This window comes from Terrisporobacter petrolearius, from assembly GCF_020748185.1.
In the GTDB taxonomy this organism is placed as follows: domain Bacteria; phylum Bacillota; class Clostridia; order Peptostreptococcales; family Peptostreptococcaceae; genus Terrisporobacter; species Terrisporobacter petrolearius.
Genome location: NZ_JAHZMO010000007.1, coordinates 88,797 through 110,154 on the forward strand (window position 1 = coordinate 88,797; position 21,358 = coordinate 110,154).

General features: G+C 28.1%; 24 protein-coding genes, 1 pseudogene and 1 riboswitch. Of the genes and pseudogenes, 4 read left to right on the forward strand and 21 right to left on the reverse strand.

What is annotated here, in order from left to right; genetic code table 11:
• Positions 1 to 12: 12 nt before the first annotated feature.
• The 6 genes and pseudogenes from pseC to K0040_RS21975 all read right to left on the reverse strand — a co-directional run.
• Positions 13 to 1,209 carry a UDP-4-amino-4,6-dideoxy-N-acetyl-beta-L-altrosamine transaminase gene (gene pseC, locus K0040_RS06395; protein WP_228108096.1) on the reverse strand — a complete coding sequence of 399 codons (1,197 nt, stop codon included), beginning with the start codon at positions 1,207 to 1,209 and terminating at the stop codon, positions 13 to 15.
• Between the two features lie 23 nt (positions 1,210 to 1,232).
• Positions 1,233 to 1,742 (reverse strand): acyltransferase, encoded by a 510-nt coding sequence (locus tag K0040_RS06400; RefSeq protein ID WP_228108097.1) that lies wholly within the window; start codon positions 1,740 to 1,742, stop codon positions 1,233 to 1,235.
• Between the two features lie 33 nt (positions 1,743 to 1,775).
• Positions 1,776 to 2,789 (reverse strand): UDP-N-acetylglucosamine 4,6-dehydratase (inverting), encoded by a 1,014-nt coding sequence (pseB, locus tag K0040_RS06405; protein WP_228108098.1) that lies wholly within the window; start codon positions 2,787 to 2,789, stop codon positions 1,776 to 1,778.
• Positions 2,790 to 2,941: 152 nt separating this feature from the next.
• Entirely contained in the window at positions 2,942 to 4,054 is a 1,113-nt protein-coding gene (locus tag K0040_RS06410; RefSeq protein ID WP_228108099.1) for a surface carbohydrate biosynthesis protein, read from the reverse strand.
• Positions 4,055 to 4,056: 2 nt separating this feature from the next.
• Positions 4,057 to 4,350, reverse strand: coding sequence for a hypothetical protein (locus tag K0040_RS06415; protein WP_228108100.1), 294 nt, complete (start codon positions 4,348 to 4,350; stop codon positions 4,057 to 4,059).
• A gap of 284 nt (positions 4,351 to 4,634) precedes the next feature.
• Positions 4,635 to 4,975: pseudogene (locus tag K0040_RS21975) on the reverse strand (ISH6 family transposase); the annotation flags it as partial.
• Between the two features lie 447 nt (positions 4,976 to 5,422).
• Between K0040_RS21975 and K0040_RS06420 the strand changes: the two are divergent.
• The gene (locus tag K0040_RS06420) at positions 5,423 to 5,662 is read left to right on the forward strand and encodes a hypothetical protein (RefSeq protein WP_228108101.1); all 240 of its coding nucleotides are present in this window, start codon (positions 5,423 to 5,425) and stop codon (positions 5,660 to 5,662) included.
• Between the two features lie 235 nt (positions 5,663 to 5,897).
• On the opposite strand, the gene K0040_RS06425 is transcribed toward K0040_RS06420, so the two are convergent.
• From K0040_RS06425 to K0040_RS06465, 9 genes are all read right to left on the reverse strand, one after another.
• Positions 5,898 to 6,653, reverse strand: coding sequence for a CotA family spore coat protein (locus tag K0040_RS06425; protein WP_228108102.1), 756 nt, complete (start codon positions 6,651 to 6,653; stop codon positions 5,898 to 5,900).
• Positions 6,654 to 7,111: 458 nt separating this feature from the next.
• Positions 7,112 to 8,224, reverse strand: a complete 1,113-nt coding sequence (locus tag K0040_RS06430; protein WP_228108103.1) for a surface carbohydrate biosynthesis protein — start codon at positions 8,222 to 8,224, stop codon at positions 7,112 to 7,114.
• 2 nt (positions 8,225 to 8,226) lie between these two features.
• Positions 8,227 to 8,658 (reverse strand): hypothetical protein, encoded by a 432-nt coding sequence (locus tag K0040_RS06435; protein WP_228108104.1) that lies wholly within the window; start codon positions 8,656 to 8,658, stop codon positions 8,227 to 8,229.
• Between the two features lie 142 nt (positions 8,659 to 8,800).
• Entirely contained in the window at positions 8,801 to 9,964 is a 1,164-nt protein-coding gene (locus K0040_RS06440) for a DHHW family protein (protein ID WP_228108105.1), read from the reverse strand.
• A gap of 18 nt (positions 9,965 to 9,982) precedes the next feature.
• Positions 9,983 to 11,239: an MBOAT family O-acyltransferase gene (locus tag K0040_RS06445; protein WP_265588819.1), complete on the reverse strand. Its 1,257-nt coding sequence runs from the start codon at positions 11,237 to 11,239 to the stop codon at positions 9,983 to 9,985.
• Between the two features lie 172 nt (positions 11,240 to 11,411).
• Positions 11,412 to 11,885: a DUF4358 domain-containing protein gene (locus K0040_RS06450; RefSeq protein ID WP_228108106.1), complete on the reverse strand. Its 474-nt coding sequence runs from the start codon at positions 11,883 to 11,885 to the stop codon at positions 11,412 to 11,414.
• 14 nt (positions 11,886 to 11,899) lie between these two features.
• A complete protein-coding gene (locus K0040_RS06455) occupies positions 11,900 to 12,616 on the reverse strand; it encodes a GDSL-type esterase/lipase family protein (protein ID WP_228108107.1) in 717 nt (238 codons plus the stop codon).
• 359 nt (positions 12,617 to 12,975) lie between these two features.
• Complete coding sequence (locus K0040_RS06460; protein WP_074914310.1) at positions 12,976 to 13,182, reverse strand: hypothetical protein; 207 nt, start codon at positions 13,180 to 13,182, stop codon at positions 12,976 to 12,978.
• Between the two features lie 34 nt (positions 13,183 to 13,216).
• A complete protein-coding gene (locus tag K0040_RS06465) occupies positions 13,217 to 13,660 on the reverse strand; it encodes a hypothetical protein (protein WP_228108108.1) in 444 nt (147 codons plus the stop codon).
• Positions 13,661 to 13,801: 141 nt separating this feature from the next.
• Between K0040_RS06465 and acpP the strand changes: the two genes are divergently transcribed.
• Positions 13,802 to 14,026 (forward strand): acyl carrier protein, encoded by a 225-nt coding sequence (acpP, locus tag K0040_RS06470; protein WP_228108109.1) that lies wholly within the window; start codon positions 13,802 to 13,804, stop codon positions 14,024 to 14,026.
• Between the two features lie 42 nt (positions 14,027 to 14,068).
• On the opposite strand, the gene K0040_RS06475 is transcribed toward acpP, so the two are convergent.
• The 6 genes from K0040_RS06475 to K0040_RS06500 form a co-directional block, all read right to left on the reverse strand.
• The gene (locus K0040_RS06475; RefSeq protein WP_228108110.1) at positions 14,069 to 14,824 is read right to left on the reverse strand and encodes an ABC transporter ATP-binding protein; all 756 of its coding nucleotides are present in this window, start codon (positions 14,822 to 14,824) and stop codon (positions 14,069 to 14,071) included.
• Between the two features lie 6 nt (positions 14,825 to 14,830).
• A complete protein-coding gene (locus tag K0040_RS06480; RefSeq protein ID WP_228108111.1) occupies positions 14,831 to 15,853 on the reverse strand; it encodes a FecCD family ABC transporter permease in 1,023 nt (340 codons plus the stop codon).
• Complete coding sequence (locus tag K0040_RS06485; RefSeq protein ID WP_228108112.1) at positions 15,837 to 16,745, reverse strand: ABC transporter substrate-binding protein; 909 nt, start codon at positions 16,743 to 16,745, stop codon at positions 15,837 to 15,839. Before K0040_RS06485 ends, K0040_RS06480 begins: the two co-directional genes overlap by 17 nt.
• A gap of 116 nt (positions 16,746 to 16,861) precedes the next feature.
• Positions 16,862 to 17,051, reverse strand: a riboswitch (cobalamin riboswitch).
• 69 nt (positions 17,052 to 17,120) lie between these two features.
• Positions 17,121 to 18,134: a nucleoid-associated protein gene (locus K0040_RS06490; protein ID WP_228108113.1), complete on the reverse strand. Its 1,014-nt coding sequence runs from the start codon at positions 18,132 to 18,134 to the stop codon at positions 17,121 to 17,123.
• A 23-nt stretch (positions 18,135 to 18,157) separates the two neighbouring features.
• Entirely contained in the window at positions 18,158 to 19,063 is a 906-nt protein-coding gene (locus K0040_RS06495; RefSeq protein WP_228108114.1) for an RluA family pseudouridine synthase, read from the reverse strand.
• A 115-nt stretch (positions 19,064 to 19,178) separates the two neighbouring features.
• Positions 19,179 to 19,676, reverse strand: a complete 498-nt coding sequence (locus K0040_RS06500) for a YbaK/EbsC family protein (protein WP_228108115.1) — start codon at positions 19,674 to 19,676, stop codon at positions 19,179 to 19,181.
• Between the two features lie 229 nt (positions 19,677 to 19,905).
• On the opposite strand from K0040_RS06500, the gene K0040_RS06505 reads away from it, so the two are divergent.
• Positions 19,906 to 20,706 carry an NAD(+)/NADH kinase gene (locus K0040_RS06505; protein WP_228108116.1) on the forward strand — a complete coding sequence of 267 codons (801 nt, stop codon included), beginning with the start codon at positions 19,906 to 19,908 and terminating at the stop codon, positions 20,704 to 20,706.
• 18 nt (positions 20,707 to 20,724) lie between these two features.
• Positions 20,725 to 21,327 (forward strand): phosphodiesterase, encoded by a 603-nt coding sequence (gene yfcE / locus K0040_RS06510; protein ID WP_228108117.1) that lies wholly within the window; start codon positions 20,725 to 20,727, stop codon positions 21,325 to 21,327.
• The last annotated feature ends 31 nt before the right edge of the window (positions 21,328 to 21,358 follow it).

Below are 21,358 nucleotides of genomic sequence, written 5' to 3' on the forward strand. Positions count from 1 at the left end.
AAATTACCACCTTTATTTTTTATAATAGTTTAGAACCTTATTCACTGCTAATACTACATCTTGTAAATCTTTATCACTCATATTTGCATGTAGTGGTAAAGTAATCATTTTATTATATAAATCTTCTGCATTAGGACATAAGCCTTCTTCATACCCCAGTTTTTTGTAATAAGGTTGTAAATACACTGGCAAGTAATGAACATTAACTCCTATATTTTCACCTTGTAAAGCTTCAAATATTTCTTTTCTTCCTACTTTAAATTTTTCTAACTCTATTTTTATAATATATAAATGGCGAGCAGTATCAGAAAAATCTTCTTCTTTTTGAATAATAATTCCATCTATTTTTGATAATTCTTCATTATACATTTTTACTAATTCTTTTCTTCTCTCTATAAATTTATCTAATTTCTTTAACTGACTTATACCAAGGGCACATTGTATATCTGTGATTCTATAGTTATAGCCTAAATCAATTTGTTCATAGTACCAAGGACCCTTTTCTTTATTAACCAAAAACTCTTTTTCTCTAGTAATTCCATGAGTTCTAAATAATACTAACTTATCATAAAGTTCTTTTGAGTTAGTTGTAATCACTCCACCTTCTCCAGTAGTTATGGTTTTTACTGGATGAAAACTAAATTCTGTCATATCTGATATGTTTCCAACTTTTTCACCTTTATATTTTGTTCCTATTGCATGAGCTGCATCTTCAATTATTATTAAATTGTACTTATCTGCTATTTTTTTAATTTCATCTAAATCCACTGCTTGACCAGTAAAATCTACAGGTATTATTGCCTTAGTTTTGCTAGTTATTTTCTTTTCTATTTCTTGTGGATCTATATTATAAGTAAATGGATTAATATCAGCAAATACAGGTTTTCCACCACAATATAAAACACAATTAGCTGAAGCTGCAAATGTCATAGGAGTAGTTATAACTTCATCTCCTTTCTTAATCCCTGCTGCATAACAAGCTGCATGCAATGCAGCTGTACCATTTGATACAGCTACAGCATATTTGCAACCTACATAACTAGCCACCATTTCTTCAAATTGTTTTACATTTGGACCCGTAGTTAAATAATTGCCTTTTAGCACATTAACCACTAAATTAATATCATCATCATCTATAACCTGACGTCCATAAGATAAGTATTCCTTTCTTACTGGAGTGCCACCATTTATAGCTAGTTCATCTTTCATCTTGTATCCTCCTTTCTTTATTTTTAGTCCATTTTTTTAATAATTTTTGCAGGTACTCCTCCAACAATACAGTAGTCTGGAACATCTTTAGTAACTACTGCCCCAGCACCTACTATACTGTTTTTTCCAATGGTTACACCCTTTAATATTGTAGCCCCTCTTCCAATCCAAGAGCCTTCTTTTATTACTACACCTTCCTCAGAGTCTCCTTGGTGGAGAATTGGCTTATTTATATCTTTATAATTATGATTATTAACTGTTATAAATACATCTGGTGCAATTAATACATCATTTCCTATAATAATTTTAGACTTTTTACCTGCATGTAACTGTGTTCCTGATCTTAATACAAGATTATTTCCCAAGTGAATATTATTTCCATTTACAATTGTTACATATGGTCTTACCTGTACGTTTTCTCCCAATTGTCCAATATTTCTCTTTACTAGCATCTTGTTTAGAGACTTTATATGAAGCATCCAGTGTTTTAATAATATATCTGGACCAAATCTATATTTTTTTAATATACTCATATTTATTACATCCTTTTTATATATAAAATATAATTATGTCTTATATATTCCTAATCTATTCATTTCATATCTTAACTGCTCTACACTTAACCACTGAGTATTTGTTCCTGAGCTATACTCAAATCCAACTGGTATAAGTTTTCCTCCTTCAGTAAAATAATTTTCTTTATTCCACCAGTCTAGTTGAGGATATATTATATAATGATTTTCATATTCATAAGTAGTTCTAGAATCATCCTTTGTTATCATTACTTCATGTAATTTTTCGCCTTCTCTAATTCCTATATTCCTAAGTCCACATCCTGGTAACATAGCCTCTGCTAAATCTACTATTTTAAATGATGGTATTTTAGATATATATGTTTCTCCTCCTTTTGATTCTTCTAATGCTTTTAAAACTAATTTAATTCCATCCTCCAAACTAATCCAAAATCTAGTCATATTAAAATCTGTAATTGGCAATTCTTTTATGTTTTGTTCTATAAGATTCTTAAAGAAAGGAATAACAGAACCTCTACTTCCACATACATTTCCGTATCTTACTATAGAAAATACTGTTCCTTTTTCTTCTGAATAACCATTGGCTGAAATAAATAATTTATCTGATACTAATTTTGTTCCTCCATAGAGATTTATAGGGTTAACAGCTTTATCCGTTGATAAGGCTATTACTTTTTTTACCTTTTTATCAAGAGCTGCTTCTATTATATTTTCAGCTCCATTTATATTTGTTTTTATTGCTTCATAAGGATTATATTCACAGGCTGGTACTTGTTTCATGGCTGCTGCATGTATTACATAATCTACATTGTCAAATGCTCTATATAGTCTATCTTTGTCTCTTACATCTCCTATAAAAAATTTAACTAAATGTAATTTTTCTGGCATTGATAGAGCCAATTCTTTCCTAAATAAATCTTGCTTATATTCATCTCTAGAGAATATTATGATTTTTTTAGGATTATATTTATTTAAAATCAATTTAGTAAAGTTTTTTCCAAATGATCCTGTACCGCCTGTAATTAATATTACTTTACTATTCAACATTATATTTGCTCCTTTAACACTATACTTATAAAAATGTTCTACTATTCAAATTAATGTATTTATAAAACATTTCTCTTTATAATATGCATTCAATGTAAATAAAGGTACTATTTTGTCAACCTTTTTATAACCCACAATTTATTCACATCTGCTTACTGATATAATTTCATAATTAAATTATCTTTATAAATTTTTTCTAGTAAATCACAAATTCTTTCATAGGCATATTTATTTTTATCTACAGAGTAATAACCATCTATAATTTTTTTATCTAAAGTAAATTCCATATTACAATCAAACTTATTATAATTGTAAAACTCATCATATTTAGTTATTTTATTAGAGTTCATCATTAATTCATGATCTAAATATTCAGGAATGTTAACTGGTCTAAGAATTGCACAATTTTTATTCATAAAATAAGCATCAATTATAGATGTACTTATCCACGTATTAATTTTGTCACATACATTTATCCAGCTTCTTACTGAGTCTTCTTTTATTACATGAAATCTCTCACTCTTTGATTCTAACTGGTCTAGTGCATCAAAATTATTAAGCTTTCTTTTTTCATAAGGATGGGGTCTGTATATAAATTCACAGTCATTGTTGCTTATATACTCTTGGATCCACTCCAGTATTATTTTTCTAGACTCTGTACTTATATCACAAAATTCTGTAGCTTTTGCTTTCCCAACTCTTTTACCCATACCGTTTTGTTGAGACTTTTTCACTTGTGCCAAGGTAAAGCTTGATAAAAATAGTATCCATTCTTTAGATTTGTCCAAATTATAATCATTTGCCATTTGTTCTTTATTTTTATAAATACGTCTAAATCTTTCACTACACATATCCACGTTTAGACATCCCACTACATTTACATTTTCTTCACTAATACCATTTGATACAAATCTGTTCTTGCCCATTTCTCCCCAACATAAATGCATTGCATTTTTTTCTATTCCTTGGGGAATTTGGTATGTGGCTTTGTCCCACATATTTGACATTACTTGTTCATATTGAAGATTAACTATTCTAGTAATTTTACTATTAAATGTACTTGTAACATACTCTACAGCTTTAGGATCGTGTAAACAATGTGTAATAACTATATCTGGTGTAAAATACAAAACTCGATTTGACTTTACTATATAATCATAGTGATATACATATACCTCATGTCCTCTTCTTTGTAACTCTGCCTTTAGTAAATATGCATTTTGCAATTCTCTTTGTATTTCATGATAAAAAATTATTACTTTCATACTTACATCATCTCCTTTGCAATCTGTCTTACTATTTCATCAAGCTTTTCTTTTATATTATCTAAGTCACTCATTATATATCTTATACTTTTACAACTTTCAAACTTTTCATAAATAAATTCTTTAAAGCAATTAAACACATTATTTATTTTTTTTTTACTTTTTTCTTTTTCTTCAATTAAAGCCTTTTGTACTTCTCTTAAAAAAAAAGCATTGTTGTACTGATTTTGAATTGGATTTTTATCCTTTTTGTCATATGACTTATATAAATTAACAAATTCAACTAAATTTTCCATTCTTACATCAACACCCTTTCGTAAGTACAATTTGTTATATATAATTTCTTATTATTACAATATGGTTTAATATAATAAAATGTTCAACATATTTACCACCTATAAAAAATTTGCTTCACTTGATCCACCGCTAGGGCTCTATGAGATTTTAGCCAATGACCTTGCTCAAAAATACATTTTTTACATTTTCTAGATGAGTTAATATAAATTAATTCTAGAGCTTAACAACATCGTAAATCGAACTATAATTTCCTGATCACACAAGCTTTTCTTAACATTTAAATTTAAGAGCATAAAGAGACTTGTAGTAAATCAATTATAGGACTTGTATTTTGTTTAAAATATTTGTCATAGTTATCCTTAAAGTGCCTTTTAATTTCTAATAATTTTATTATTTTACATACACATTTATCAGTCCACCTACAACCTACATTAGAAGAATGTTTATCTTCGTTGATAAACAAACCATACATTGCATTTTTCAAGAGAGTTTCTATATCATAAAATTTTAGTTTTTTAAATATTTATATATAGTTAAAATAACCACTTAGAGCCTTATAATAATCCTTTTAAGTATATTAACTAGGCCTAGTATAAACAGTTGTCTTTCTCTTACTGGAACTCGCAATGTTGTGCCCCTACTAAACGTATGCCTTCTATTATATTTTGTAAATAAATTAATATACTCAGATATCTTAGATTATATTAATTTATAGCTGACAGCATTTATTACATCATTTACTGTTATATTATTTTAAATCTAATTTACAAAGAATTTCGTAATTCTTGTTGGACATAGAGATTATTCCTTTCATAAATTTGCCGTAATGCACTGCACCCCAATTGTTGGACCAAAATTCTAACGATTGGGGTGTTTTTATATGGGAAAATATGATTTTGATTTTAAACTAAAAGTTGTTATGTCTTATTTAAATGGAAATGTTGGATATAAGTCAGTAATAGAATTCAAAATATGAAACAAATTCAGAGGTGTGTTAGAACATATAATTCATTATGCAAAGATGGTTAAAAAAGAAAAGGTAAACATACTTGCTATACTGTACTATTTAAGATGGATGCTATAAACTATATGAAAATAACTAAATCCAGTGCACAAGAAGTAGCGAACCATTTTGGAATAAATAATAGTACACTTATAGCCACATGGAATCTTAAATTTATAAATGGTGGTGTTACAGAATTGCCTACAATTAAAGAGGTGAATGAAAATTCATTCCAGTGTAAAGTCCAACTTTTAGGCCTCAGTACACAACTATACGCTCTTTTACTTTACAAAAAAGGTAATATTTAAATATCAATTAAACATTACACTATCAATTTCCTAATATGTAAAAACCTTGAGAGTTATTATCTCAAGGCTTTTTTATTATTTGTTATTTAACACAGGTGATAGTAATGTATCTTTGTAGAATGTATTGGCATTGTACAAAGATATTACTTCATTTACATTCAAGTATAGCCGCCTTCTTCTACATAATTTAATAAAACATGCTCTTGATCTTCTATTACAGGTAAAAATATATTTTCTAATCTAGATATGCACTATAGAATCCAATAGATCCTAAACATACAAAATAAATTCTAGACACAGGCACAGCCGGATAGTATGCTGTATTAGCAAGAACTAATATATTTCCTACTCTACCTAAAATTTTAGCTTCTGTACAAGCTAACCAACCAGCAGTAAAATTAAGAAAGCTATCTCCAAAACGATAAGGATTGAATATACATCCAAATATATCTTGTCCACAGCCATATTTTTCATCCTTACAACAATGACAACAATATTCTTTATCAAGTAATTTTTGTAAATCGTCCTCGAAATCTGTAGCTTCTGGGTCATATTGGAATACTATAGCATCCAGGTTACAAAGTGATACTCGATTAACTGCCATAGGAAATTGTTCAGCATCTAAAATAGAAGCAGCTAAAGTTGGATATACAACAGAGTTACCACTTATATTTATGAAATTAGATTTACATGGATCAATGCTAGTTAGTGTAGCATAAGGATCAAATATATTATCATTATCATCTGGATTGCTTTCTAAAGCAGTACCTACTAAAAAATTTTTACCTATAAAAGCAAACTCGTCAAATAGTACATTATCTTTTATTGATGGATCAGATAATAATTTTAAAGCTCTTATCATATCTTTTGCACAACAACAATTCTCTTCTTTTGAACAAGGTTTTGGTTCTGGACAAGGACCTGGTCCTGAACAAGAATGTGACTCACTGTTTTGAGATGGTTTTGAAACCATCCAACCATTATTACTCATAAAATTTACTCCTTTCAAATATTATAAGCTTTATTTGCTTATAATATAATATATCTACAAAACAAAACAATGTTACCAAATAATATATAAATATTTTGTAAAATTTTTATATAAGAAGGAATTTTCTATTGATAACAATATATTGATTAGAAATTTTTATATTTCCTGAGTTACATGATTAAATTAAATAAATACGCACACAAAAAACACCATCTAGGAATTAAAATCAAAAAATTTTATAGTTTTATATATTTCTAATCTATTCTTTTCAGATCTTAACTACTCCACACTTAACTATTGAGTATTTGAACCTGAACTGTACTCAGATCCAACTGGTATAAGTTTTCCTCCCTCATCAAAATAATTTTCTTTATTCCAACAGTCATGCTGAGGATATAATATTCATTTTTTGTAAGTAAAAGTACTATTTAGGCAGTGTTATTTGAAAATAATTATATTTATTTATATAAATTCATAACTCTATTCTTTACTACAATCTCTTCTAACAAATCACAAATTTTCTCATAAGCATATTTATTTTTATCTACAAAATAGTAACCATCTATGATTTTTTTATCTAGAGTACATTCCATATTACTATCAAATTTATTATAATTATAAAATTCTTTATATTTAGTTATTTTCTTTGAATTCATCATCAATTCATGATCTAGGTATTCAGGAATATTAACAGGTCTAAGAATTGAACAACTTTTATTCATAAAATAGGCATCAATTATAGATGTACTCATCCATGTATTAATTTTGTCACATACATTTATCCAACTTCTAACAGAATCTTCTTTTATTACATGAAATCTCTCATTATTAGATTCCAACTCATCTAATTCATGAAAATTATTAAGCTTTCTTTTTTCATAAGGATGAGGTCTATATATAAATTCACAGTCATTACTGCTTATATATTTTTCAATCCACTCCAATATTATTTTTCTAGACTGTGTACTTATTTCACAAAATTCTGTAGCATTTGATTTGCCAACTATTATGCCCATTCCTCTTTGTTGAGATTTTTTTACTTGTGCCAAGGTAAAACTTGATAAAAATAGTACCCATTCTTTAGATTTATCTAAATTATAATCATTTGCCATTTGTTCTTTATTTTTATAAATACTTCTAAATCTTTCACTACACATATCCACATTTAGACATCCCACTACTTTTACATTGTCTTCACTAATACCACTTGATATAAATCTGTTTTTACCCATTTCTCCCCAACATAAATGCATTGCATTTTTTTCTATACCTTGGGGAATTTGATATGTTGCCTTGTCCCACATATTTGACATTACTTGTTCATATTGAAGATTAACTATTCGGGTAATCTTACTATTAAATGTTCTTGTAACACACTCCACTGTCTTTGGATCATGCAAACAATGTGTAATAACTACATCTGGTGTGAAATACAAAACTCGCTTTGGCTTTACTATATAATCATAGTGATATACATATACCTCATGTCCTCTTCTTTGTAACTCTGCCTTTAGTAAATATGCATTTTGCAATTCTCTTTGTATTTCATGATAAAAAATTATTACTTTCATACTTACATTCTCTCCCTTGCAATCTGTCTTACTATTTCATCTAGTTTCTCTTCTATATAATTATAATTTAAAATATACTCATTATTTTCAAGTTCGATATCATATATAAGTTTATCTATTTCTATTTGTAGACCATCTATATTTTGTTCTATATTATTTAAATCACGCATTATACCTTTTATATTTCTATAACTTTCAAATTTTTCATAATATGATTTTGCATTAATAAATCTATTTAGATAATTTAAGATTTTTTTAATATTTTTCTCCTGTTGAGGTAGATTCTTATCTTTTTTATTTTTGTCTTTTTCCTTATATAAAGCTTTTTGTACTTCTCTTAAAAAAAAAGCATTATTATATTGATTTTTAATTGGGTCTTCATCTTTTTTGTCATAAGATTTATATAAATTAATAAATTTCGCTAAATTTTCCATTATTACATCAATGTCCTTTCTTAAAATATAATTATCAAAAGTAATTTCTTATTAGTAAAATATGGTTTAATATAATAAAACGTTCATCATATTTCTACATATAAAAAATACCCTGAGATAAATTAATCTCAAGGTATTTATATTATTCGTTATTTAACACTGGTGATAGTGACGTATCATTGAAGAATGTATTGGCATTATATAAATACAATACTTCATTTACATTTTCTTGTTGCATCAAGCTATCTATATCTTCGTAGTAGTATCTTGGATCAACTACTATTATTTTGCTAAAGTCTTTAACTAAAAATGGTATAAAACTATTAGCATAAGAATCTTTAAATAATAATAAAGTCTTATTATTATTAGCATCTGTTTTTATTTTTACTAAAGGATGATTTCCTTTTAGGAAAACTTCGTAGTTATCTTTTTGTTCAAGTGCTTCACTACTATAAAGTGTAGCTATTCTTTCTTGTTCCTCTACATAGTTTACTACCACATGTTCTATATCTTCTTTTGCAGGTAGATAGATATTTACCTTATCTCCTTCTTCAACATCATATCCACTTTTTGATGATAATGCTCCAAAGAAGTCATTAGAAACCATTTGTTGTGTGTAATAATCCTCTGGCCTTTCTTCAAGTCCCATAGACTTTGCTAATTCTTTATATGAATAAAACGCTCCTAAAGATGTCCAGTGATGATCTGTTTTATAATAAATATATTCATTTCTATGATCATGCATAGTTTTATAGTTATCTACAAAGGATACGCTTTGTGGTAGTTTATCTTTGTAAGATTGTAAATAAGCTTCTTGATCCATAATTGGCGCATCCATAGGAAGTTTGTCCTTTAAAATGCTTACTGCCGTTGGAGATATTAACATATATTGTTTTATGTTTTTGTATCTAGTACAAAAATTATTTATAGCTTGTATATTTTCTTTAACAGCTTCCTCATTAGGCTTGTTAAAGTTTTCTACTAAGTATCCATCTTCTCCTAAGAAAACTCCATTGGATTCTTTTTTACCTAATAATTTATCCATGTTTATCTTCACATTTGTAAAGAAGTCTCTTCCTATAAATTGATCCACTACATAATCTTCAAACTTAGAAGTAAATCTTCCTTCTAATAATTTATCAACTAAAAACTTTGGCTTTCCTGCCAACATTCTATTTTCTGTTTTGGAAAAAGTCTTATCCTTAGTTATTATATTAGCCCCAACAAATAATACTAAAAAAAGTATAAATAATAGTGCTGAAGTTTTATAATATTGTTTTTGTTTAATTTTATTTTTTCTGTTCATATTTAATCACGTCCTTTCCTAGAATCTAAAATATAGGAAGGGATTATAAGTTTCATTTACTAAATAAGCCGTAGCTAAAAATAGAATCACCATATATGTTATTAGGGACCCATTAACATATCCTAACTTTGATTTTACAACTATTTGATCTAAAATATTTTTTACAATAGGTGTAGAACATACTCCTAAAATCACAAACATAATTGCATTTGTGTATAAATAGTAAATTCCTGCACTATCCATAAGCACATGATTTCCAAATCCAAACATTGCGTTTAAATATTCCATAGCAAAAGATAAATTTGGACTGGCAAAGAATACCCAGCCTATCATAATCAATAACATGGTATAAATATGTTTTATAAATGTTGGTACTCTTTCTAATATATTAGCAAATACCATTTTTTCTAATAAAAGGATTACACCATAATATAATCCCCACACTATAAAGTTCCAACTTGCTCCATGCCAAAGTCCTGTTAAAAACCATACAGCAAATATATTCCTTATTTGTTTTCCTAGACTAACTCTGTTTCCCCCTAAAGGTATATAAATATATTCTCTAAACCAAGAACCTAAAGATATATGCCATCTTCTCCAAAATTCAGTTATGCTTGTTGAAATATAAGGGAAATTAAAGTTTTCTATAAAGTCAAATCCGAACATCTTACCTAAACCCATGGCCATATCTGAGTAACCACTAAAGTCAAAATATATTTGGAAGGTATATGCTATTATTCCTATCCAAGCTGTTAATACTGACATACTGCCAAGATTCATGGCACTTATCGTTGTCCATATGATTCCTATGCTGTTTGCAAGTAGTACTTTTTTCCCTAAACCTTGGATAAAACGTTCCACACCTTGTCCAAACTTTTCAAGAGATTCTTCTCTATAATTTAATTGTTCTTCTATAGTTTCATATTGAACTATAGGTCCTGCCACTAGTTGGGGAAACATGGTAACATAAGCTCCAAAAGAAATAAAGCTTCTTTGTACCTTAACTTTGCCTAAATACACATCTACAATATAAGATAATACTTGGAATGTATAAAATGATATTCCCACAGGTAAAGCCAGTTCATTAAAAGGAATGTTAATTGAAAATATACCATTAATATTTCCTATTATAAATCCTACATATTTAAAGAATACTAAAATTCCCACATTCACTAAAAGTGTAAATATAAAAAATTGCTTTGCTTTCTTTCTATCTCTTTTATACTTATTTATTTTCAGTGCCATAATATAATCAAATATAATTGTTCCCATCATAAGGAATATGTACACAGGTTCTCCCCATGCATAAAATATTAAACTTGTTAGAAATAATACGGTATTTTTAAATTTCCTTGGTGAAACATAATAAATTAAAAGTGAAATTGGTAAAAACGTAAATAAAAAAACTATACTACTGAATACTATTTTAATCGCCTCCTCTGAAATGCTACTGCTTAATACTATCTAAAAATGCTTCTTTTATTTGCTGTGCATTTTCAGAGACAGCAAAAAATACAAAGTTACCCTTTGATTTTAATTCATAATTATCAACTAAAGCACATTGCTCTGGGCCATATCCCGAAAAGCTTTGTAGCTGATAGTTAATTCTTGAATCAATGCTATCTTCTAAGGGCTCAATTTGAGATTTATCTTTTACTTTCACTATTAATACTTCATTCACATCCATTGTTGACTGTGGTGTATATAAAATCACTCCATCATAATCATTGGCATTTAATTTATAAAAACGTTTAAGAGATTTGCTATCTCCTTTTTCCATTTTGTCAAATTTTACTTTCTGTTTCATCTCATTTTCTATTTTGTCCACACTTTGATCATTATTAACTCCACAACCAACTGTAATTACAGTTGTTATTAGAAGTGTAGCCATTAGTAACTTCTTTTTTAAGTTTATCTTCATATCTGTCTCCTTCTTTACAAGTTAGCCTCTTTAACTAACATCTCAACCCATCTTTTGTTAAATCCAGGTTTAAAATGTATTCCATCGACCTCATATAAACTTTCATCAACTATTGATGAACCATCTATATAAGTGACACCTAGCTCATTACACATATTTATGATAGCTGCATTAAACTGAGGTACATTTTTTAAGGCTGGAGATTCACTTATTGCTTTGTTATTAACTTTAAAAATTGAGTTTACATAAATTTTTGTATTTGGTAATTTACTTTGAATATCTTTTATTACTTTTTCATATTCCTTTATAAAATCGGAGGGATTCCCATATACTACCATATCGTTTAATCCATAAGTTAAGAAAAGATTTGTCGGAGCCAAGCTAATAGCTTTATTTATATCTCCTTCTTTTTGTGCACTTATAAGATTTCTTCCTTTATATGCAACAACTGATGAATTATTTAAAATTCCATAAGACACTATGGACTCAGCTCTCGAATCTCCCAATATAACGGAGCTTGAAAATTTATCTATAAAGTTAATTTTTTCATTATTATTTTCTTGATTTATATTAACTCCTTGCAAACTAGATTGCACAAGGTTAATTTCTTCTTCTGATTGTGATACATCTTTTTTTTCTAATTCTTTTATTTTTTCAATCCCTTTGGCAACTTGTGCCTCTTCTATTTTTTTTTGGTTATTAAGAGCGTTAATACTGTCACTAAAATTCATTAGGCCTACTACGGCTGCTAGTGATATTGCTGAAATCGCCCATACTCTCTTTTTAATGATAACTCCCCCTCGCTGTTAACTTCGTTTTCTTACAAATAACATTATAACATTATAGCATTATATAAAAAACAATTATTAATAGGTAAAATCTACAAAATAATACTTTTTTTTACAAAAAACAACATAAAATAATATTTCAACACTTTAAATCTTATTTGTCTAATTTAAGAAGTATATGTTTATACTTATCTAAACATTTTATATGGATATCAGATTTGTAATAGATTATAACTAAAAAATAACCCACTTCAGATACAAGCTAAATTCATATCTAAAATGAGTTATTAACTTTCTTTTAACTAGCAACAGCAATTATCATCAAAATTGAATAATAGTAATATAATTAAAATCACCCAAATCCATATACTGTCATCGTCAAATATATCATCAAATATGTTCGTAGCTAAAAGTAAAAATACAATAGCTATTACTATTAGTAATCCTCCATTAAATCCACAATCATCTCCACCGAAAAATCTTGATAAAGTATCTTCTAACTTCGCCATGTCACTCCCCCCTTAAAGTCAAACGGTTATCTTACTATATACTAATATATGTCTTCAAGCACAAATACGTTACTTCAATAAAGTTTTTATTCATAAGCGTATTTAGCTCATCTTGGCTTTCATTATTTGCTTTAAATACTAATTTTAAGCATTCCTCTTTATCTTCTTCATTATCCTCACTTATCACATCTATTAGTAATTCTATAGATGAAGTTTTGATTACTTTATATTTGTCAAATAAAAAAGAAGTATGTGAATTTTCCATTCCCTTTTTTATCTTCATTAATCTAGATATATATTCTCCTTTTTTATCATCAACTTTTCCCTGATTTTCCATCACCTCTTGCAAGATAACATTGCTCTCATTAACATAATCTTTTATTTTATTCATATCTATAAGCAATGAGTTATAAAAAAGACAACCAAGAATTATAAAAAATCCTGCAATTGATGATAATAATAATCCTATGTTTTTCATTACTCTTCCTCCTAAAGTTATTATCTATATTAAATTTATATTCATTTTTTAAAACTTTAGGACTTTTTTTGATTATATATTGAAAAATTAACCATATTATATTAAACTACAATTAAATTTTAAATTATGCTGGAGGTAACAATGTTTGAAAAAATCAGAGATATAATAGTTGAACAACTAGGTTTAGATGGTAAAGATGTATTATCTATGGAAACATCTCTTAAAGAAGATCTCGATGCTGATTCTTTAGATGCTGTTGAAGTTATAATGGCTTTAGAAGAAGAGTTTGATATACAAATACCAGACGAAGACGCTGAGAACTTCAAAACTATAGGCGATATAGTAGAATATATAGAAAATCGCTAATACATAAAAGGGATGTTCATTGAACATCCCTTTTCCATATGTCTAAGCCCATTTTTGTAAAATATTCACCATAAAATTCTTTATATCTATTCCATAAATATCATTTAATAACTTGTCTTTTAAAACATTTTTTGGTGTTCCGTAAGAAACTTCTTCTCCATCTTTAATCATAAGAACTTTGTCTGCAAAATATTGCACTAGATTCAAATCATGCAGTACACCTATTACAATTTTATTATTATTTTTTACCCATTCATTAAGATTTTCCAAAAGATCTATTTGATTTTTAAAATCAAGATGATTTGTTGGCTCATCTAGTAAAATTATATCTGGATCTTGTGCAAATACTCTGGCTAAAAATACTCTTTGTAATTGGCCTCCTGATAATTCTGTAATCATCTTATCTCTAAGGTCATAAACACCTACTTTTTTCATACTATCTATAATTATTTGTTTATCTTCATAAGAAAGCTTCGAAAAAGCTCCCTTTGAGTAAGCATATCTTCCTAGAGATACAGTATCATAAACAGTGTAGGGGAAATATAATTGAGATATTTGGCTCATAAGTCCAACCTTTTTTGCCAATTCCACTCTACTAATCATAATTGATTCTTTGTTATCTATTTTTATACTTCCTTTATAATCAATAATATTAACTATGGATTTTAATAATGTACTTTTGCCACAGCCATTAGGACCAACTATACACAGATTTTCTCCATTTTTCACATTAAAACTGATATTCTTAATTATATCTTTTCCATCATAACCACAATAAAGATTTTTAACTTCTAACATTTAATATCAACTTCCTTTTTTAAAATATACATAGGCGAAAAATGGTGCGCCTATTAAAGCTGTAACTGCTCCTACTGGCAATTCTATTGGTGCGAAGGCTGTTCTGGAGATTAAATCTGATATTACCATTAGTCCCCCTCCAAATAAAAATGACATAGGTATAACATATTTATGATTTGAACCAAAGGCATTTCTTACCACATGAGGTGCAATTAAATCCACGAATCCAATAGTCCCACTAAGTGCTACAGAACCACCTGTTAATATTGCGCAGTAAATAAATAACTGTCTTTTTACCTTATATGTATCCACACCTACAGCCTTAGCTTGTTCTTCTCCAAATGTAAGAATATCCATCTCTTTCGTATACTTAAATACACCCAACATACCAACTAAGAAAAATGGCAATATTAATCCTACGTAAGTCCATCCTCTCATTGCAAAACTACCCATTTGCCAAAGAGTTATACTTTTCAAATCATTGCTAAAAAATGCGGTCAAAGTAGTTAATAATGCATTTACAAATAAAGATAAAACCATACCTACAAGAACCACGGTATTATTTGACATGGTCTTATCTATTTTTGTTGAAAATATAATCACAGAAAACATAGTAATTAAGCCAAAAACAAATCCTATCAAAGGTAATGTAAATCCACCTATTAAGGGTAATGATATTTCTGTAACTATTATAATTCCTGCTCCTAAAGAAGCTCCCGAAGATACCCCTAAAGTAAAAGGAGATGCCAATTCATTTTTTAGTATGGATTGAACTACTGCTCCACTAGTAGCTAAACAACCCCCAACTAAAAATGCTAATAATACTCTAGGTAACCTAAGTCTCCATATTATAGAAATATGTTTTGATGTAACATTTTCTGATAGATGTAAATTTAAGGTTTTATTACCTATTATGGACAGTGTATCAAATATACTTATATCAGAACTTCCTATAGACGTTCCTAACCAAATAATTACAAGTAACGAAATTATACTTATGATTATCTTTTTTCTATTTGTTATATTCATCTGGATACACGGCTTTAGCCATTTCCTTCAAGGCTTTTATTATATTTTGAGTTGGGCGAGAAGATGAATCTGTATCTATATAATAAACCTCATTATTTTTCACAGCCTTAATATTTTCCCATCCATCACGAGATTTTATTTCTTTTTCTGGATTTTCTACATAGTTAACTGTAGTTAATATTACATCTGGATTGGCATCTATTACAGATTCTTCACTAGGTGATATCCATGATTTTTGATCTTTAAATATATTTTCTGCTCCTAAAAGTTCAATCATTTCATTTAAAAATGTTGAATTACCAATACTATATAAAGTAGGTGCTGGACCTATTTCAATATACACTTTCTTTTTATCTTTTATAGTTTTTCCAACTTTAGCTATTTTTTCTATTTCACTTTTCATATTAGAAACTATTTCTTCACCTTTATCTTTTTTATCAACTATAGAAGAAATACACTCTATATCTTTATAAATTCCATCTATACTATCACTGCTAGGTATATAAACTACAGGTATGCCCACATCACTAAGAGATTTAAATGGATCACTTGAAGAACCTTCTTTATTATAACCTGAAGCTATGACAATGTCTGGATCCAATTCAATTATTGCCTCTGCATCTGGTGAAGTAAAATCCATTTTCTTTGCATCTTTATTTACCCCTTCAATACCTTCTGAATATGTATCAATACATACAATCTTATCTCCCACACCTAAACCTGCTAATATTTCTGTATTAGAAGGCGCTGTAGATACTATTTTCTCAATATTCCTTGGTATATTAACTTTGTTTCCCTCCCTGTCTGTTACAGTTTGCTCTGTATTATTACTACATGCTACTGTAAAAAGCATTATCAAACATAATAACAATGGTAATAATTTTTTCTTCATAAGCTTTCTCCCTCTATAAATTTAGAATTTAAAAAAAGCCTAACCATAAGGCTAGGCTTCTATATCTGTATTTTGACATTACATGTCTTTTAAGATACTTCCTTCACCCCGAAGAAATTCACTTTTAAATTTAGGCAGGTTTCCTGACTTAGTATCAACCTACTCCTCACCTTCCCATAAAATTTGCTTTCCAAATTCTACAGTGGTATATTGAGTTTCGTCCACATTACAGTAACGGGGGCTGTAGAGGAATTTCACCTCTTTCCCTATTAATCTTTAAGAAGAACCTAAATTTATATAAAATTGTTTCTTAATATTATTGTAGCACATTCAAAGTTAGTTTTCATAAATTTAAAAACTAATATTATCATTTTATTATTTTTCTTCATAGAAACTTACATTTTTTATTATTATATCAACTGTACCATCTTCATTTTGTCTAACACTATATTTCATAGGATCTTCAAAATCCACAAGATTTCCTTTTATATCAAATCCATTGTCTGTTTTTATACTTCTTTTTTTAAGTTTTTTCTCAACCCATTTTTTATCTATATTAAAATTAGTTTCAATTCCTCTGTCTACCATTAATTCTTTGAAACTTTCCTTTAAGTTGTCATCATCTATTGATTTTTCCACAAATTTTTCTATATCTACTTCTTCTTTTTCTTTTAGAGTATAGTTTAATAGACTTCTAACATCTTCTGCCTTTTTAATATTGTCAGACATGGCATTTGTTATCCAGTTGTCTGCAGTAGTTTTAAAAGTTTTTGTATTAAATTTATCATCTGTAACTTTTTCAGCATTTAAAAACTCAGTTATAAATCTTGATTTTTTCTCTGGATCTTCTTCTTTTTCTGAGTCTTTGTCTAATAACCTTAAATGGAATTCATCATTTACTCCACTAATACCAACGAGTGCACATTGCTTTTGTCTTCCTGTATCTGGAATCCCTATTTCATTACTTACTATTTGTATGTTGAATTTTTCATCTAATAATTCTATAGAGTGAGTGTATAGTTTCTTATAATCTAATTTTACTATTCCTACATATTTTTCATCTTTCACACTATATAAACAAATTGCTAAGTCACATGAGTCTATGTCTTCATATTTTTTCATTATATCAAATAGGAATGAAGCTATTTCTTTTGAATTATGAACGAAAGTATCATCATCATAGATTATTTGCTCACAACAATTTTTTATTATATTTTCATTGTAATCTTTAAATACTGCCTTTCTTAAATCGTCATCTTTTGCTGCTCTATTAATTATTTTTTGGAAAAACTTATCTACCTCTATATTATTTTTTCCTTCAAAATCGTTTAGTATTGGACCTTCACTATTTCTATCAAGAACATGAATAATATACTTATGTATAACCATATCTAATAACCTCCCTAAATTTTTTATTTTAATTTTTCTATTAATTCTTCCATATCTTTTGGAAGTGGTGCCTTAAACTCTAAATCTTCTCTAGTTCTTGGTTGTTTAAACTTCAAACTGAAAGCATGTAAAGCTTGTCTATTAATTAAGTTTTCATCCACATACCCATATAACTCATCACCTATTATTCCATGACCTATATGATTTAGATGAACTCGTATTTGATGTGTTCTTCCCGTTTCTAGTTTTAGTTTTAAAACTGTAGCATTTTTTAATCTTTCTATTACTTCAAAATGTGTTACTGATGGTTGTCCTTCTTCATGAACTATTCTTTTTATACTATCATCCGTAGGTCTGTATATTGGCTCATTTATAGTTCCAAAATCTTCTTTAACTACACCTTTTACTACAGCTATGTACATTTTCTCTACTTTATCTTCTTTCATATCTGATGATAATACAAATTGAGCATAAGGATTTTTCGCCACAATAACTAAGCCTGATGTGTTCATATCAAGTCTATTTACAAATCTTATTTTTACATTTTCACTTTTTTCCACAACATAATGTGTAACACCATTGGCAATAGTGTTTTCAAAGTGGCTCTTTGTTGGATGAACTACCATAAATGGTGGTTTATTTACCATTATTATATCAAAATCATCATATAAAATAGGTAACTTTAAATCTTGAGGCTTAAAATCTGCCATATCTTCCTCAATTTTAACTTCAATTAAATCACCTTTATTTATTTTATCTCCTGGTCTAATATATTCATGATTTACTTTTACAGTTTTGTATCTTTTCATTTTTGATAAAGATCTTACTGAAAAGTTTAGCTTATCTAATAGTACTTCTTTTAACGTTAAATTTTCATCTTCATTTATATATGAAATAATATTATATTTTTGATCTTCTTTTCTAAACATGTGCTCACCTACTTTTACTTAATATTATTTATCTTACCATAATTTCATATATTTATATAAGTAAAAGAAAAAAAATCACACCATAATTTGTGTGATTTTGAATATTTAATAAAATTTATTTAACTTCTTCCATTTCTTCATATCCTTTGCAAACATCTATCCACTTCTGTGAATGAGAAAATCTTTCTAGCTCATCACAAGTTAGTTCTATAGATGAATTACTACTTCCTGCTGCTGGGAAAATTGTATCAAATCTCTTCATGGAAACATCTAAATATACTTTTACTTGATCATTTTTAATGGCAAAGGGACATACGCCTCCTATACCATGACCTATGTATTCTAATACTTCCCCTGGTGTCAACATTTTAGCTTTATGTCCAAATTCGCTTTTAAATTTCTTATTGTCAATTTTAGCATCACCAGCTGTAACAATTAATATGGCATTATCACCTTCTTTGTTTTTGAAGGAAAGTGTCTTTGCAATTCTAGCTGGAATAACTCCCACTGCCTGGGCTGCCAATTCAACTGTTGCTGAAGATAACTCATGTTCCATAATATCATTATCTTTATTGTACTCTTTAAAAAATTCTTTAACCTTTTCTACCGACATAATCTTACACCTCCATTTACAACATTTTCATATAATTATTCCCAAAATAAGTATATCATATAAAATTATTTAAAGAATATAATTCCATCTTTTTTAAATTATTAAAATAAATAGAGGTTTTTATCTCTTTTTGTATAAATATTTACATTACAACATATTTTTATAATGAAGAATATTTCCTAAATTTACATATATTTGATATAATACAACTAATAAATGAGGTGAAAAAATGGGGAGAATTATAACAATAAATTCTAATAAAGTACAAAAATCTCTTGAGACTAGAGATATTTTACATAAAAAATTAATTGAAGTTGGATTTGATGTTGACTATGAATATAACCCTAAAGCAGAATTAATAATATCTATAGGTGGAGATGGTTGCTTTTTGCAAACTATTCGAGATTATAATCTTCCAAGCATACCTTTAGCAGGAATTAATACTGGCCATTTAGGTTTTTTTCCAGATATAACTCCAAAGGATATAGATGCTTTTATTCAATCTTATTTGCAAGAGGATTACGTAACTCAGGAGTTACCTCTTCTTCAAACTAAAGTTGCCACTAACCATGGCTGTTTTAACATTTTTGGCATAAATGAAGCTGTTGTTAAGGGCGATAAATCCAGAACCATTCATCTAAAATTAGATATAAACAACAAGCGTGTACAAAACTTTAGTGGGGATGGTTTAATAATATCAACATCCGCCGGTTCTACTGCCTATAATTATGCCGTAGGTGGTAGTATTGTTGACACAAGTTTAAACGTTATTCAAGTAGCACCCATATCACCAATAAACACAAATGCTTATAGATGTTTCACATCAAGCATTATATGTTCACATGACTCTGTTGTTAATGTATCTCCAGAGTGTGAATTTGAAAATTCTACCCTAGTCGTGGTAGATGGTTTAGAGTATAATTTTAATGAAATAGATAATATAAGTCTTTCCATATCAGATAGAAAAATCAAACTCCTTAGAACATCAAATTATGAGTTTTGGAGCAGGGTGTGTGAGAAATTCTTATAAATTATAGGAGGAAAGAATATGAAAATTGGAGTTCTTAGTGATACTCATGGAAGTTTACCTTATTTAGAAAAAGCATTAGATGCATTGTCAGACTGTGATATATTACTTCATCTTGGTGATGTATTATACCATGGACCTAGAAATGATCTTCCTGAAGGATATAACCCAAAAGCTGTAATAGAAATAGTAAATAAACTAGATAATATTACAATAGCTAGAGGTAACTGTGATGCTGATGTAGATCAAATGGTTATAAATCATCCAATTGAATCTCCTTTTGTACATAAAAAAATAGATAACATTAGTGTACTTATGGATCACGGTTATGAATCATCAAGAGAAGATATAATAAATAAAGCCAGAGAATTAGGTGTAGATATACTTATTCAAGGTCATACTCATGTAAAAGAATTATCTGTAGATAGAGATATTATAATTCTAAATCCTGGTAGTACTTCCATCCCAAAAGATGGTACTTATTCTGTAGCAACAATAGAAATATTAAATGATGACAATACAGAAGATGAGTTTGAATTAGAGATTAATCTAATAGATATAAATACAAAAGAAATAATTGATATTGATAATTGTGATTGCGAAGACGGATGTGATTGTAAATAAAAATTATAAGTAATAAAAAGGCTAACTTTAA